The following is a 16,039-nucleotide window of genomic DNA, read 5'->3' on the forward strand; positions in this document are numbered from 1 at the left end:
TATGTCAGTAAAAGAACAGATAGATACGTTACGTCAAGAACTTCGTCAACACAATTACAATTATTATGTGTTGGACAACCCTACAATTAGTGATTTTGAGTTTGATATGAAGCTTCAGGAGCTTCAAGAGCTTGAAGCTAAACATCCTGAATTTTTTGATGCTACATCACCTTCGCAACGAGTAGGCGGCGCTATAACCAAAAATTTTCAAACAGTAGTTCATGAACATCGCATGTATTCTTTGGATAACTCCTATTCTAAAGAAGATTTATTGGATTGGGAAACTCGAATAAAAAAAATGGTTGATGGCTCTATTGAATATACCTGTGAATTAAAGTATGACGGCGCATCCATCAGTTTAACTTATGAAAATGGTAAGTTTATTAAAGCTGTGACAAGAGGGGATGGTGTTCAGGGTGATAATGTAACTGAAAATGTTAAAACCATAAAATCGGTTCCATTGCAATTGAAAGGAGATTATCCGCCAAAATTTGATATTCGTGGTGAAATTGTCCTACCTTTTGAAGGCTTTAATCAAATGAATGAGGCTCGAATTGAAATAGGCGAGGAGCCTTATCGAAACCCACGAAACACGGCGTCAGGAAGTTTGAAGTTGCAAGATAGTTCAGAAGTGGCCAAACGTCCTCTAGAATGCTTGCTTTATAATATCACTGGAACAAATTTAAATATTTCTTCTCAATTTGAAAGCCTGGAAAAAACCAGAAACTGGGGTTTTAAGGTGCCTGATGCGGCGAAACTGGTGAATTCAATCGATGAGGTTTTGGAATTTATTTCATATTGGGATGTCCACAGGCATGATTTACCTTATGAGACGGATGGTGTTGTAATAAAAGTCAATAGTTTGCAGCAACAGGAAGAGTTAGGCTATACAGCCAAAGCACCAAGATGGGCTATCGCTTATAAGTTTAAGGCCGAGCAAGTTTCGACAAAATTATTGGAAATCACCTATCAAGTTGGGCGAACAGGAGCGATTACGCCCGTGGCCAATCTAGAACCTGTTGAATTGGCAGGCACAACTGTTAAAAGGGCATCATTGCACAATGCAGACCAAATAGCCAAATTGGATATAAGGGAAGGTGATACTGTTTTTGTTGAAAAAGGAGGAGAAATTATTCCAAAGATAATTGCTGTTGATTTTACCAAAAGATCAAATAATTCTGAACCCACGCAATATATAACCCAATGCCCCGAATGCCATACAGAATTGGTAAGGCAAGAAGGTGAGGCACAGCATTATTGTCCTAATTATAATGGATGCAAGCCTCAAATTATCGGTAGAATTCAGCATTTTATTAGTCGAAAGGCTATGGATATTGATGGTTTAGGAGGCGAAACGGTGGCTTTACTTGTTAATGCTGGGTTGATTATCAATTATGCTGATTTGTATCAATTAACTAAAGAGGACGTGCTTCCGTTAGAGCGAATGGCTGATAAAAGCGCTGAAAACCTTATTACTGGAATTGAGCAATCAAAAAATATTGCTTTTGAACGTGTGCTCTATGCACTGGGAATAAGATATGTAGGCGAAACAGTAGCTAAAAAATTAGCCAAGCATTATAAATCTATTGATGCTCTGATAAATGCTAATATTGAAGAACTGGTAAACGTTGATGAAATTGGTATTAAGATAGCGGAAAGCGTAGTGCAATTTTTTAAAGACGAAGAAAATCTCTCAATAATTAATAAACTTAAGTCAGTTGGTATTCAATTTGAACTTTCCCAAGATCAATTGGCTAATCAAACAGATAAATTATCTGGTCAAACATTTGTGGTTTCGGGAGTTTTTCAATCAGTTTCACGTGACGAACTTAAAAAATTAATAGAAGATAATGGCGGAAAGGTCTCATCTTCAATATCTTCAAAAACAAACTATGTTGTAGCAGGTGATAACATGGGGCCTAGTAAGAAAGACAAGGCGGAAAAGCTGCATGTTTCCATTATTTCGGAACAAGACTTCCTGAATATGATTATTTAGAATTAATATAAATAATCACTTTTCATCGTTAAAGTGTATATTTTTATCGATTAATTGTAAATTTTGTATATATTTGCTTTCAATAATGTGTAAATCTATGAGGGTTAGAAAGTCTAATATATTAATTGGATTTATAATAATGCTATGTGTAGCATTTACCGTGTTTGAATTTAAACAGGAATATTTCTTGTCTCAATTCTTCAGGGCACTCATCGTGCCTTTATTTGCATTGTTGTATTTTAATAATGTCAAACGCAGATCCGTCTATTTTACATGGTTTCTCATACTATATTCCATTTCAGAACTTTCGGTTTTCAACGAATTGTTTTTTGACTTTTCAACCATGACGGATGAACAATTAACATTATATGATAGTATCAATTATACTGTGGGTAATATAATATACATAGCCGCATATATATTATTGTTGATTGATGTTATGAAAACACTGGACATCAAGATGGTTTTCAAAAATTACCGAATTCATTTGGTGGTTTTAAGTGCTTTGAACGTTTACATTATATATGTGTTGTTGACCATTGTCAACCCTTATGTTGAAGATTCTTATTTGTTTTTTATAGAACTTATTTACAACATAGTCATGTTGTTAGTACTGACTTCCTGTTTAATCAGCTACTTTTATAATGACAATAAGAAGTCTTTATTATTATTCTTTGGCTCAATATGTATCGTGTTTTCTGAAGTCATTCAAGTAGCTTATTACTACATTTCAGATAAGGATCTATTGAATTTAATGCAAACATTGTTATTTGTACTTGCATTTAGTTTCTTTCACTTTCAATCCAAAATCAGAAACAAAAAAGTACAATTTTTTGCCTAACTGTTTTTCTGTTTCAGAAAAGGAATATCCTTTCGATATTGATATACTATAATCAGTGATATTATAAAGGTAACCAAAGCAGTTATAAATAAGGTTCCGGAATCATTATTAACCTCAATTCCCAATTTAGTTAGGTGCATCATAATGGCACCACCAATGACACCAATTGTCAAGAAGGCACCAATCCAAACGGTTTTTGGGATTAATAAGAGTATCCCTGCAATTAATTCTACAATACCTATGCCTATTCTACCATAGGGTTCTAAACCAACTTGTTCAAAAATATAAACACTGTCCGGATGAGCCGTAAATTTAAATCGTAAGGTTTGAATAAGGATTATTGCTACTATGAGTCTTAAAACAAAAGTGATTTTTGATTTCATATTGTTGGGTTTGATGGCATTTTAGACGCAATCCAAAAGAAATCATTACAAAAAGGCGACTATCGTAACTAAACAGTGATGGATACGCCTTCGGCTGTTTTATTTTTGTTGTTGTCCAGATAAAAATCAATTCTACCCAAATTGATGCCATAACAACCTACCTGGTTTACCAAAACCTTGTCTCCAATGCTATTGGTGACAATAGTTGGTTCAGGAAGAAACGTGTGCGTGTGTCCACCAATTATTAAGTCTATATTCTTCGAGTTTTTGGCAATTATTAAATCACTTATAATATCTGGATTGCCATCGTAGTCATATCCTACATGGGATAAGCAAATAATTAAATCACATTTTTCGTCCTCTTTCAAAATTCTGGACATGTCCTGAGATATTTCAAGCGGATTCAGGTAAACCGTTTCTTTGTATAATTTTTCGTTCACTAAACCCTGTAATTGAATGCCTAGTCCAAAAACACCGATTTTTATACCATCCTTGATAAAAACCTTATATGGCTTAACATGTCCGTCCATTATGGTATTTGTAAAGTCATAGTTAGCTGAAAGAAAATCAAATTTAGCATGCGGTAATTGCGCAAAAAGACCATCGATACCATTGTCAAAGTCATGATTGCCTATGGTGGCTGCATCATATTTTAATTTACTCATGAGCTTAAACTCTAACTCGCCACCATAATAATTGAAGTAGGGAGTGCCCTGAAAAATATCGCCAGCATCCAATAGCAAGGTATTCGGATTTTCCAACCGAATACTATCAATTAGGCTAGCTCTTCTGGCAACACCGCCTTTGTTTGGGTTTTTGCCGTCTTCAGGACCAAACGGATCAATATGACTATGAACATCATTTGTGTGTAGGATGGTGATTTTTTTATGCTTTTCAGTTTGAATACAAGAAGTCAATCCAGAACTGCCTAGGCTTACTAGTGCTGCACTTGCAGAAGTTTGCTTGATAAAATCTCTTCTTTTCATAGTATTAATTTTTTAGCTTCATGAAGCGATCATCAATTTTGGGATTGATGGTGTCTGTTTTTAAAAAATAATCAAGCAAGGCATTACGAATCTTATAATCCATAACATAAAGACTGTCATTTGGTTGAAAGAATGTCATTCGGTCACCACCATTGTATAAGTAATCATTTGTAGCCACATAATAAGTTTTCTCTGGATCGATAGCTGCACCATTTATATTAGCATCAATCAAATTAAAATCTGCATCAACCTTAATCTGTAGTTTAGAAATAGGATGGGCGCGTTTGGCTTTTAATAGATAGGATACCAGTTCTTGAACTTTATCACCCTTCATGGCCACGACAACAATACTGTTTTCAAAAGGCATGATTTCATAAGCTGTCCTCATAGTGATATTACCTTTGGATATGATGGCTCTGATGCCTCCATGGTTAACTAAAACCATATCAATATTCTTGCCAGTCCTCGAGTAAAAAACAGGATTGGTTTGCTCGTAAATAACATCAGCAAATAGATTGCCAATAGCGGTATTTAATTCACCATCGCTCTTCGAATAGGTATCAACCGCATATGATATCACACTATCCAGATTTTTATTCAAATGTGTTCTGTAAGGTTGTATAAATGAGTCTATGGCAACATCCGTTTTTAAAGTATCGGTAATACTGATTTGTTTGCCCTCAATACTGTTTAACTTCCAGGTGTCATGTTTACAACTGTACAGAAAAATTATCAAGAGGCATAAATAGGCGTATTTTTTAAACATGTTCTAGCGCTAAAAATTAATCTGCTTATCAAGGTACTTTTACTACCTTTGTCCAAAGCATAAAGATATAATGATTTTAAAGGGTTTTAAAGAAAAATCTATTAAAAAAAAGCTTAACTCTCTGTTACATTCACCAGGTGCTAGTAGCGAAAACAGTATTGTTAAAAGTATCGGTGTCTTATTTAATGGTGATGAGGTTAATGATTTTGAAGTATTTAAAACTTTAGCTGATGATTTAAATGTTAGACCCAATAAATTAAAAATTATTGCTTTTACTGAAAATAAGAAAGAGAATCTTTTTTCATGGAATGTGTGCTTTAATCCAAAGGATATTGGTTGGCATGGTAAAATCAAAAACATTGAACTGGAAGAGTTTTTGGAAACTGAATTTGATTTGCTGGTAAGCTTTTACACCAAAGATTTACTAGAATTGAAATTGCTTACAGCATTGTCAAAAGCAAAATTTAAAGCAGGAATTTTTCAAGAAGATGAACGATTGAATGACTTGATTGTTAATACAGGTATTAAGGATTTTTCGGCATTTAAGAGAGAATTAAAAAAGTATTTAAAAGTATTTAATAAGTTAAAAAATGAATAAAAAATTTGAAGGTGTCGGTATTGCAATAGTAACACCATTTAAAAATGATTTGAGTGTAGATCATGAATCATTGACCAATATTGTTAACTATAATGTTGAAAATGGTATGGATTACATTGTTATCTCTGGTACAACAGGAGAAAGCGTCACTATTACCAAAACCGAAAAACAAGCGATAATTAAAACCATAAAAGAGGCTAATAGTAGTCGAGTGCCTCTGGTTTTGGGTATTGGTGGAAATAATACCCATCAAGTCATTGATGAAATCAAAAACACCGATTTTACCGGTATTGATGCTATTTTATCTGTTTCGCCTTATTACAGTAAGCCAACACAAGAAGGTATTTATCAGCATTATAAAGCTATATCTGCTGTTGTCCCAGTACCAATTATTATGTACAATGTACCCGGAAGGACATCCTCAAATATGTTACCCCAAACGACACTTCGACTAGCGCGGGATTTTGAGAATATCATAGCTGTTAAAGAAGCAGGAAATAATATGTCACAATACTTATGGCTTCTAAAAGACAAGCCAAAAGATTTTATGATAATATCTGGCGATGATGACTTGGCTTTACCAGTGACATTAGCAGGTGGTTCTGGAGTTATTTCTGTTTTAGGACAGGCCTTTCCAGCAGATTTTACAAGAATGATTCATTTAGGGTTGAATGGTCAAGCCAGAGAAGCTTATGAACTGCATTTTAAACTCATGGAAATAACCAGTTTGATATTTTCAGAAAATAATCCAGCTGGAATAAAAGCTGTTCTGGAAGCTATGACATTATGTGACGCAACAGTTAGATTACCATTGGTTCAATCAACAAATGACTTGAAAAATAAAATAAAGGAATTTATATCAAATTACAGTAAAAGTTAAATTAAACTTAAACCCAATAAATACTGTAAGTCAACTGTTATTTTAGCAACATAAAAATATTTTTTAATTACACATTATTAACGTAATTTTGCATTCTGTTTAAAAACTATGAAAAAACTCTTTTACATATTTATAACTTGCTTGCTTTTAAGTTCTTGTAGTGAATACCAAAAAGCCCTTAAAGGAACTGATATTGGTGTTAAATTTACAGAAGGCGAAAAGCAGTTTAACAAAGGTAAATATGCTAAAGCCAATAAGTTGTTTGAGCAGATCATTCCAAATTACAGAGGTAAGCCCCAGGCAGAAAAGTTAACATATCTTCATGCCAAAGCTTACTATGAGATGGAGGAGTGGTATTTGGCAAGCTATCAGTTTGAGCGTTTTGTGGCCTCTTATCCTGATAGTGAAAAATTGGAAGAAGCCGCTTTTTTGAGCGCAAAAAGTGCTTATATGTTGTCTCCAGTTTACACGAAAGAACAACATGAAACCAAAGAAGCTGTTGATAAATTGCAATCGTTTATAAATTTATATCCAGAATCCGAATACTTGGCTGAAGCTAACAAACTAGTCAAGGAATTGGATTATAAACTGGAGAAAAAAGCCTTTGAAATAGCCAAACAATACAATACCGTTGCTGGATATACCAATGATTATAATGCGCCAATTAAGGCTATGGATAATTTTATCTTTGATTTTCCAGGGTCTGTTTTTAGAGAAGAAGCGCTTTTTATAAAGTTTGATTCAGCCTATAAGTTGGCCATGAACAGTGTTTATTATAAAAAGCATGAGCGATTAAAGAACGCGCAAACATATTATAACAATTTCAAGACTTCGTATGCCAATTCTGAATTTATTGAAGAGGCCAATAAAATGAACGAAGACATTGAAAATGAACTTAAAAATTTCAGTACTAAAAGCTAATATTTACAAGATGGATTTAAAAAAGATTAATGCTCCGGTTAATACAACAACCTATAACAGAAACAAGGTTGATGAGCCAACTGAAAATATTTACGAGGCTATCTCGATTATTTCAAGAAGAGCAGAACAGATAAATTCAGAAATAAAAAAGGAATTGATTGAAAAGTTGGAGGAGTTTGCAACTTACAATGATAGCCTTGAAGAAATTTTTGAAAATAAGGAACAAATAGAAGTTTCTAAATTCTACGAAAAATTACCAAAACCTCATGCTTTGGCGGTTCAGGAGTGGTTGGATGGTAAAATCTATCACAGAAACACCGAAGAAGATACGCAGTAATAACATTATATGTCAATATTAAGCGGCAAAAATATACTATTAGGCATAAGTGCTGGTATAGCCGCTTATAAAACGGCTAGTTTGGTCAGGCTTTTTATTAAAGCCGGAGCTAACGTTAAGGTGGTGATGACACCTGCCTCAAAAGACTTTGTTACACCTCTAACATTATCAACACTTTCAAAGAATCCAGTTCATTCATCCTTTATCAATGAAGAGGATGATAATGCTGTCTGGAATAACCATGTGGATTTGGGATTATGGGCTGACTTCATGCTCGTTGCGCCCGCAACGGCCAATACATTGGCCAAAATGGGCAACGGTGTTTGTGATAATCTTTTACTGGCCACTTATTTATCGGCAAAATGTCCAGTTTATTTTGCACCTGCAATGGATTTGGATATGTATAAGCATCCATCTACTTTACGATCATTGGATATTTTAAAGCGTTATAGTAACATTATCATTCCGGCTACTAGTGGTGAATTAGCTAGTGGTTTAGTTGGGGAAGGACGAATGGCTGAACCAGAAGATATCGTTCGATTTATTGAAAAGGATATCCTAAATAAATTACCGCTTCGTGGCAAAAAAGTTTTGATTACTGCAGGACCAACCTATGAGGCAATTGATCCAGTAAGATTCATTGGTAATCATTCAAGTGGGAAGATGGGATTTGAAATAGCCTTACAGGCAGCCAATTTAGGCGCCGAAGTACATTTGATTTCAGGACCCACTAATCAAAAAATAAACCATAGTCTTGTTGAAGTGGTTCCTGTTACCTCTGCACAAGAGATGTTTTTGGCTTCCCAAAAAGTGTTTGAAAATTGTGACATTGCTATTATGGCAGCGGCTGTTGCGGATTATAGGCCAAAAGTAGTTGCCGACAAGAAAATAAAGAAGACGGAAAATTCGTTATCTTTAGAATTAGAAAAAACAAAAGATATCCTGGCTTCTTTAGGAGCTGTCAAGAAAAATCAATTTTTAGTGGGCTTCGCATTGGAAACAGATAATGAAGTTGAAAATGCAAAAGCCAAATTAAAAAAGAAGAATTTAAACTTAATTGTGTTAAATTCGTTGAATGACAAGGGTGCCGGATTTAAATCAGACACAAACAAAGTGACCTTAATAGATGATAATGAAAATATGACATCATTTGATTTGAAATCCAAAGAGCAAGTGGCCAAGGACATTTTTGTTGAAATTTTAAAACAACTTCATGAATAGATTTATAATAGTTTTATTGTTCTTTTTGTCATTTTCGGCTAAAAGTCAGGAATTAAATTGCAATGTTATAGTCAATGCTCAATTTACAGGAAATGAAAATTTTCAGATTTTTAAAACCCTTCAAACACAGTTACGCGAGTTTGTAAATTCAACCAAATGGACAGATAAGGAATATGCACCTCAAGAGCGTATTGAATGTGGAATTTTTATCAACATCACGGAATATGATAATAGTGACACATTTAAAGCTTCTATTCAAGTTCAGTCATCCAGACCAGTATATGGTTCTACCTATTCAACACCCATTTACAATGTTAATGACAAGGATTTTACATTTCGATATGTTGAATTTCAAAACTTATTGTATAATGAAAATCAGTTTGAATCCAACTTAATATCTGTCATAGCATTTCATGTTTACATGGTTTTAGGTTTAGATGCCGATTCATTTGCCCCTGATGGAGGTCAAGAGTATTTGAAACAGGCCCAAACCATAGTCAACTATTCCCAACAGGAAAATGCAAGAGGTTGGAAATTGGAAGATGGTTTACAAACTAGGTTTGCTTTAATTGATAATTTATTATCTCCAACTTTTAAAGAGTATCGTTCAGTTTTATATGATTACCATAGAAATGGTTTGGATATTATGAATGAAGACCCAAAAAGGGGAAAAGAAGCCATTGCTAATGCATTAGAAGCGTTTAATACCATGAACAGGCGCAGACCCAATTCGTTTTTATTGAGAACATTTTTTGATGCTAAGGGTGATGAGATTGAACAAATATTCTCTGATGGGCCCAGTGTACCAATCACTGAACTTGTTGCAACACTAAATCGTGTGGCGCCAATGTATTCCAGTAAATGGCGTAACATTAAGTATTAGTTTTCGTTATTTCGTAACCTTAAAATTTAAAGAACTTGCTAACGTCTCTTTCCATAAAGAATTATGCTTTAATTGATAGTCTTCAGGTTGATTTTAATCAAGGACTAACGATTATTACTGGAGAAACTGGCGCCGGAAAGTCTATTCTTTTAGGAGGATTATCCTTGATTTTAGGTAAAAGAGCCGATTTGAGTGCATTAAAAAAGGGTGATGAAAAATGCATCATAGAAGCAGTTTTTGATGTTACGAATTACCAACTGGAAGACTTATTTAACCAGTTGGATTTTGATTATGAACCACAAACCATTATTAGAAGAGAAATTTTGCCTTCAGGAAAATCTCGAGCATTTGTTAATGATTCACCTGTTAACTTAAGTGGCTTGCAAACTCTGGGAAATCATTTGATTGATATCCATTCACAACACGAAACCATACAATTGGTAGATGATGATTTTCAATTTCGTGTTATTGATGCATTGGCAAAGAATGGGAATAGTTTAGATAACTATAAAAAGGCATTGGTTCAATATAAATCACTTCAGAAAGCATATGATGCCTTGTTAAAGTTTCAATCGGAAGCTTTAAAGGAGCAAGATTATAATACGTTTTTACTAAATGAACTTCTGGAGGCCCATTTAAAGGCTGGTGAACTTGAAGAACTCGAGGAGCAGTATGAGACCCTGAATAATTTGGAGGAAATTAAACAAACTTTTGAAAGCGCTGATTACTTATTGAATGATGAACAAATAGGTGCTATTGGTAATTTGACGCAATTAAAAAACAATCTTCAAAGATTGTCTAAATATGCCTCAAAGTATGATGATTTATTTAACAGGGTAAACAGTTCAATTATTGAATTGAATGATCTATATGATGAGATGAATACACTTCAAGATCATTTGGACTTGGATACTACACAAATTGAGGGAATTGGTAACAGAATCGACTTGCTTTCCAATTTGCTTAAAAAACATCATGTTGAGACCACTACAGATTTGATTGAAATTCGTGATGAACTTTCTGAAAAAGTCTTGGCCGCTGAAAATATTGATACAGATATAGTTAACAAAGAACAAGAAGTTAAGAGTTCTTTAGAGGCTTTGAATGCTATCTCAAATGAAATTCATAATAATCGTAAATTGGCCATTCCTAAACTTTCGGAAGAACTAGAAAAGATTTTGAATCAACTGGGAATGCCCAATGCCCAATTTAATATTCAATTGATTTTGTCAGATAATTTTCATTACAATGGAAAAGACAATCTGCAATTTCAGTTTAAAGCCAATAAAGGGGGAAATTTTAATGACCTGAAAAAAGCGGCATCTGGAGGTGAGCTGTCCCGAATTATGTTGGCTATCAAGCTTATTTTGTCAAATTACGTGCAATTGCCATCTATTGTTTTTGATGAAATCGATTCAGGTGTATCCGGTGAAATCTCCAATAAAATGGGTGACATCATGTTGCAAATGAGTAATACGATGCAAGTGTTTACCATTACTCATCTTCCACAGATTGCTGCTAAAGGCCATACACATTTTAAAGTCTACAAGGAAGATGTTGATCAGGTTACCCAAACAAGTTTGACTAAATTGGATTTTGATGCACGCATTGTAGAAATTGCCCAAATGTTGGGTGGTGAAAAAATATCAAATTCGGCCATAGCCCATGCCAAACAATTATTGAATTAATACTATCTTTGAAAAGAAAATAACGAACCAACAATTCAACAATATGTCACATAATTTATTAAAAGGGAAGAAAGGAATTATTTTTGGAGCATTAGATGAAAATTCAATTGCTTGGAAAACAGCTGAACGTGTTCACGAAGAAGGTGGTAAATTTGTATTGACCAACGCGCCTGTCGCCATGAGAATGGGCCAAATTAATGCTTTGGCTGAAAAAACAGGTTCTAAAGTCATTCCAGCAGATGCAACGTCAATTGAAGATTTAGAGAATCTTGTTGAACAGGCTATGCAAATATTAGGAGGTAAAATTGACTTTGTACTGCATTCCATAGGTATGTCTATAAATGTTAGAAAGGGAAATCATTACACAGATCAAAACTATGATTGGACTCAAAAAGGAACCGATGTTTCAGCCACGTCATTTCACAAAGTTATGCAGACTCTTTATAAAAAGGATGCTATGAATGATTGGGGTAGTATTGTAGCCCTAACCTATATGGCGGCACAAAGAGTGTTTCCAGATTATAATGATATGGCAGACAACAAAGCTCTATTGGAAAGTATAGCGCGTAGTTTTGGTTATTTCTTTGGTCGTGATAAAAAAGTAAGGGTTAATACCATATCACAATCCCCAACACTAACTACAGCCGGTAGCGGTGTAAAAGGATTTGATGGTTTTATTTCCTATGCCGAAAAAATGTCGCCTCTTGGTAATGCTACGGCATTGGATTGTGCTAATTATACCGTAACATTGTTTAGTGATTTGACACGTAAGGTTACCCTTCAGAACTTATTCCATGATGGTGGCTTTAGTAATATGGGAGTTAGCGATGCAGTTATGGAAACATTTACAAAGTAGTTGAACTCATAAAATAAAATTTTGAAAGAGAAGCAAATAGCTTCTCTTTTTATTTTGTAAAAAGTTTTTTTTAATAGTAAATTTAATTTCTGAACGTAATTAAAGGTGCTTCTTACATGAAAATATCGAAATATGTTTCTTTTATGGTAATGCTTTGGACTTATTGTGTTGCCGCTCAAGTAAATTTTGTTAACATAGCATCAGAACTAAATTCCGATTCCACTTCTGGAACAACATATTTAGGTAATGGTATTTCATTTTGTGATTATAATAGCGATGGGTTTGATGATATTACAATTGCTACTGAAAGCGGAAGACCTATTAAATTCTATAAAAATGTTAATGGAGTTTTTGTACAAGAGAATTTACAAGGAATTGATAATGTCAAACAACATAAACAGATTTGTTGGGTTGATTATGATAATGATGGTGATAAGGATTTGTTTGTAACTTCTGATAGTTTTGGTAACAATTTATATATGAATCTTGGAGATTCAAGCTTCATTGATGTTACAATGATATCAGGCCTGCCAACAGAAAGAATTGAAACTTATGGTGCTTCTTGGGGAGATTATAACAATGACAGTTTTTTAGATGTTTTTTTAAGCAATAGAAGTGAGACTGATGAACAACAAAACTATTTTTATGAAAACAATGGAGATGGAACGTTTACTAATGTGACAGACGCTGCTGGATTTGATGACGAAAGTCATATGTCCTTTTGTTCTGCATTTTTTGATTTTAATAATGATGGATTGCAAGACATTTATATTTCTAGTGATAAATACATTAACCAAAACTTTTTATACAAAAACAATGGAGATGGAACGTTTACTGATGTAAGCGAATCTTCAGGAACAGGTGTTTTAATTGACGCAATGTCTACAACCATTGGTGACTATAATAATGACGGTTGGTTTGACATTTATGTTACCAATACACCCATTGGAGGTAACGCTTTTTTTAGGAACAATGGCGATAATACCTTTTCCAATATTACGGAGCAAACAGGGACTGATTTTCACAGTTTTGCCTGGGGTGCTGTTTTTTTAGATGCTGATAACGATATGGATCAAGATATGTATGTCAGTAGTTCCATGGATGGATCTATTCCAACATTACTTTCAGCTCAATTTTATACGAACGATGGAGATGGAACTTTTTCTACTCCCAATTCTGGATTTGTTGATGATACAGGCATTAGTCATTCAAATGCCATTGGCGATGTCGATAATGATGGATATCCAGAGATTATTGTCAATAATTCAAATAACGAAAATATTTTTTTGTGGAAAAACCTGGCTGAACATAATAACAACTGGTTAAAGGTCAATTTAGAAGGGGTTATTAGTAACAGGGATGGTATTGGGTCTAGAATTGAAATATCAATAAATGGAGAAAAACAATATCGCTATACTTTATGTGGAGAAGGTTATATTTCTCAAAATTCAAATTCTGAATTTTTTGGATTGGGTACAAATGTGCAGGTAGATTACATCAAAGTAACTTGGTTGAGCGGTGTAATAGATTATATAGAAAATGTTACTGCCAATCAAATATTAAATATATTGGAAGGATCTTATCCTTTGTCTGTAACAGAAGAGGTTTTTCAAAATGATTTTATTGTTTTTCCTATTCCAACAGAAGATTTACTTGAGTTTAATTCTAAATCCAAGGTGTCAACTATTCAAATATTTAATCAATTTGGCAGCCGTGTTTATGCCAGTAAACCAAATACATCAGAGGGAGTGGTGAACATAGGCCATTTATCTTCGGGAGTCTATATTTTAAAGGTTCAACTTGGTAATACATTAGTTTCAAAAAAGATTATTAAGAATTAAATATTATGTTAAGAGTATGGATTTTCATATTGGTGCTCGTTAATTGGCAAGTTAGTTCTCAAATTTCATTTTCTAATGAGGCTGGTGTTTTGGGGCTGGATAATGTTCATTTGGGTGTGACTTATGCTGGAAATGGCGTTTCTTTTGTTGATTTTAATAATGATGGATGGGATGATTTGAGTTTCGCATCTGGTCAGGATATACCAATTAAATTTTTTGAGAATGATAATGGCCAGTTTGTTGAGAGCAATTGGAATCTTCCAAATTTGCGTTATCAAACAAAAAGTGTTTTTTGGGTGGACATTGATAATGATGGCGATAAAGATTTGTATACGGTAAGTAATACTTCAAATGGCAATAAGCTGTTTCTAAATGAAAGTAACGGAAGCTTCACCGATGTAACGGCTATTTCAGGTTTACCGTTAGGAAATTTAGAATCGTTTAGTGCTTCTTGGGGAGATTATAACAACGATGGTTTTTTAGATGTTTTTATTTGTAATAGAGGTGAAGGGGTTTTTGCTCCAAACAAGTTGTATAAAAATAATGGTGATAACACATTTCAAGATGTTAGTGAAATAGCTGGTATCGCTAATACCAATAATTTTACGTTTTGTTCGGCCTTTTTTGATATGAATAATGATGGTTTGCAAGACATATATGTTATAAATGATAAGGATTACATACCAAATATATTATACAAAAATAATGGCGATGGTACGTTTTCTGATATCTCAATAGCTTCGAATACGGATGTCTATATAGATGCCATGACGGCAACTATTGGTGATTATAATAATGATGGTTGGTTTGATATCTATGTAACGAATACACCATCCGGAAATGTATTGTTAAAAAATAACGGTGATGAAACTTTTGAAGATGTTGCAGCTTCAACAGGTACTACCTTTAATAGTGTTGGTTGGGGAGCCGTTTTTTTGGACGCAGATAATGACACGGATTTAGATTTATATGTCAGTGGTGAGCTAGATGGAACAATTGGTAGCTATTTACCGTCGGCATTTTATATGAATAATGGAGATGACACGTTTAGCATTCCTTCTGGCATTGGTTTTGAAAATGATACAGGTAATAGTTTTTCGAATGCTATTGGAGATATTGATAATGATGGATTTCCAGATATAGTTGTAAATAACTCAAACAATCAAGAGCCCTTTTTATGGAAAAATTTAACCGCTTTTGAAAATAATTGGTTGAAAATCGATTTAGAAGGTGTTGTAAGTAACCGAGATGGAATAGGCTCAAGGATTGAAATATCAATTAATGGTGAAAAATACTATCGTTACACGTTGTGTGGTGAAGGGTATTTGGCACAAAATTCGAATACTGAATTTTTTGGATTGGGATCCAATGTTTTGGTAGATTATGTAAAAGTAACTTGGTTGAGCGGTATGGTTGATTATATTGAAAATGTTCCAGCTAATCAATTATTAACTATTACCGAAGGATCAAATCCATTAGGTGCGCACGAATTTATTGCAAACACGAGTTTATTCGTGAAAAATCCAGTTTTTGAATTTTTAGAGATTAATAGCTCACAAACAATTAATGAAATCCATTTGTTTGATATGACTGGCAGTTTAATGAGGAAAATTAGTTTGAATTCAAGTCAATTCAAAATGAACATTTCTAACCTTTCTATAGGTGTTTATGTTTTAAAAATATATAGCCAAGGCAATTATTTTATAAAACGTATAATTAAAGCATAAATGCATTTTGTCGACAATAAACGCATTTAATCGAAAAAATATCTTTTTTTTTCGATTAACTACAAGCCAAGTTTTTTGAGTATAAATTATTCAATACTTTTAAGCATTAACTTAA

The 16,039-nt window shown here is 33.7% G+C and carries 15 protein-coding genes; 12 read left to right on the plus strand and 3 right to left on the minus strand.

Annotation, left to right across the window (positions count from 1 at the left end):
• Window position 1 precedes the first annotated feature (1 nt).
• Window positions 2-1,996: an NAD-dependent DNA ligase LigA gene (gene ligA / locus ACKXGU_RS13440; protein ID WP_463465785.1), complete on the plus strand. Its 1,995-nt coding sequence runs from the start codon at window positions 2-4 to the stop codon at window positions 1,994-1,996.
• A 97-nt stretch (window positions 1,997-2,093) separates the two neighbouring features.
• Entirely contained in the window at window positions 2,094-2,837 is a 744-nt protein-coding gene (locus ACKXGU_RS13445; protein WP_463465786.1) for a hypothetical protein, read from the plus strand.
• On the opposite strand, the gene ACKXGU_RS13450 is transcribed toward ACKXGU_RS13445, so the two are convergent.
• The 3 genes from ACKXGU_RS13450 to ACKXGU_RS13460 all read right to left on the minus strand — a co-directional run bounded on the left by ACKXGU_RS13450 (window position 2,834) and on the right by ACKXGU_RS13460 (window position 4,972).
• Complete coding sequence (locus ACKXGU_RS13450; protein ID WP_463465787.1) at window positions 2,834-3,220, minus strand: DoxX family protein; 387 nt, start codon at window positions 3,218-3,220, stop codon at window positions 2,834-2,836. The two genes, ACKXGU_RS13445 and ACKXGU_RS13450, sit on opposite strands and share 4 nt — an antisense overlap.
• A gap of 68 nt (window positions 3,221-3,288) precedes the next feature.
• Window positions 3,289-4,206, minus strand: coding sequence for a bifunctional metallophosphatase/5'-nucleotidase (locus ACKXGU_RS13455; protein ID WP_463465788.1), 918 nt, complete (start codon window positions 4,204-4,206; stop codon window positions 3,289-3,291).
• Between the two features lie 4 nt (window positions 4,207-4,210).
• The gene (locus ACKXGU_RS13460; RefSeq protein ID WP_463465789.1) at window positions 4,211-4,972 is read right to left on the minus strand and encodes a 5'-nucleotidase C-terminal domain-containing protein; all 762 of its coding nucleotides are present in this window, start codon (window positions 4,970-4,972) and stop codon (window positions 4,211-4,213) included.
• A 70-nt stretch (window positions 4,973-5,042) separates the two neighbouring features.
• Here ACKXGU_RS13460 and ACKXGU_RS13465 point away from each other — a divergent pair, with 70 nt between their 5' ends.
• The 10 genes from ACKXGU_RS13465 (at window position 5,043) to ACKXGU_RS13510 (ending at window position 15,924) form a co-directional block, all read left to right on the plus strand.
• Window positions 5,043-5,570 carry a DUF6913 domain-containing protein gene (locus ACKXGU_RS13465; protein ID WP_463465790.1) on the plus strand — a complete coding sequence of 176 codons (528 nt, stop codon included), beginning with the start codon at window positions 5,043-5,045 and terminating at the stop codon, window positions 5,568-5,570.
• On the plus strand, window positions 5,563-6,450 hold the full coding sequence (gene dapA, locus ACKXGU_RS13470; RefSeq protein ID WP_463465791.1) for a 4-hydroxy-tetrahydrodipicolinate synthase: 888 nt from the start codon (window positions 5,563-5,565) through the stop codon (window positions 6,448-6,450). Before ACKXGU_RS13465 ends, dapA begins: the two co-directional genes overlap by 8 nt.
• Window positions 6,451-6,558: 108 nt before the next feature.
• Entirely contained in the window at window positions 6,559-7,371 is an 813-nt protein-coding gene (locus ACKXGU_RS13475) for an outer membrane protein assembly factor BamD (RefSeq protein WP_463465792.1), read from the plus strand.
• A gap of 10 nt (window positions 7,372-7,381) precedes the next feature.
• Window positions 7,382-7,708 (plus strand): DNA-directed RNA polymerase subunit omega, encoded by a 327-nt coding sequence (locus ACKXGU_RS13480; RefSeq protein ID WP_463465793.1) that lies wholly within the window; start codon window positions 7,382-7,384, stop codon window positions 7,706-7,708.
• Between the two features lie 9 nt (window positions 7,709-7,717).
• Entirely contained in the window at window positions 7,718-8,929 is a 1,212-nt protein-coding gene (gene coaBC, locus ACKXGU_RS13485) for a bifunctional phosphopantothenoylcysteine decarboxylase/phosphopantothenate--cysteine ligase CoaBC (protein WP_463465794.1), read from the plus strand.
• Window positions 8,922-9,812: a type IX secretion system protein PorD gene (gene porD / locus ACKXGU_RS13490; RefSeq protein ID WP_463465795.1), complete on the plus strand. Its 891-nt coding sequence runs from the start codon at window positions 8,922-8,924 to the stop codon at window positions 9,810-9,812. Before coaBC ends, porD begins: the two co-directional genes overlap by 8 nt.
• Window positions 9,813-9,847: 35 nt before the next feature.
• The gene (gene recN, locus ACKXGU_RS13495) at window positions 9,848-11,500 is read left to right on the plus strand and encodes a DNA repair protein RecN (RefSeq protein WP_463465796.1); all 1,653 of its coding nucleotides are present in this window, start codon (window positions 9,848-9,850) and stop codon (window positions 11,498-11,500) included.
• Window positions 11,501-11,543: 43 nt separating this feature from the next.
• Entirely contained in the window at window positions 11,544-12,356 is an 813-nt protein-coding gene (locus tag ACKXGU_RS13500) for an enoyl-ACP reductase FabI (protein WP_463465797.1), read from the plus strand.
• A 116-nt stretch (window positions 12,357-12,472) separates the two neighbouring features.
• The gene (locus tag ACKXGU_RS13505; RefSeq protein WP_463465798.1) at window positions 12,473-14,197 is read left to right on the plus strand and encodes an FG-GAP-like repeat-containing protein; all 1,725 of its coding nucleotides are present in this window, start codon (window positions 12,473-12,475) and stop codon (window positions 14,195-14,197) included.
• 5 nt (window positions 14,198-14,202) lie between these two features.
• A complete protein-coding gene (locus tag ACKXGU_RS13510; RefSeq protein ID WP_463465799.1) occupies window positions 14,203-15,924 on the plus strand; it encodes an FG-GAP-like repeat-containing protein in 1,722 nt (573 codons plus the stop codon).
• The last annotated feature ends 115 nt before the right edge of the window (window positions 15,925-16,039 follow it).

The sequence above is a fragment of the Hanstruepera sp. CR43 genome, assembly GCF_055227665.1.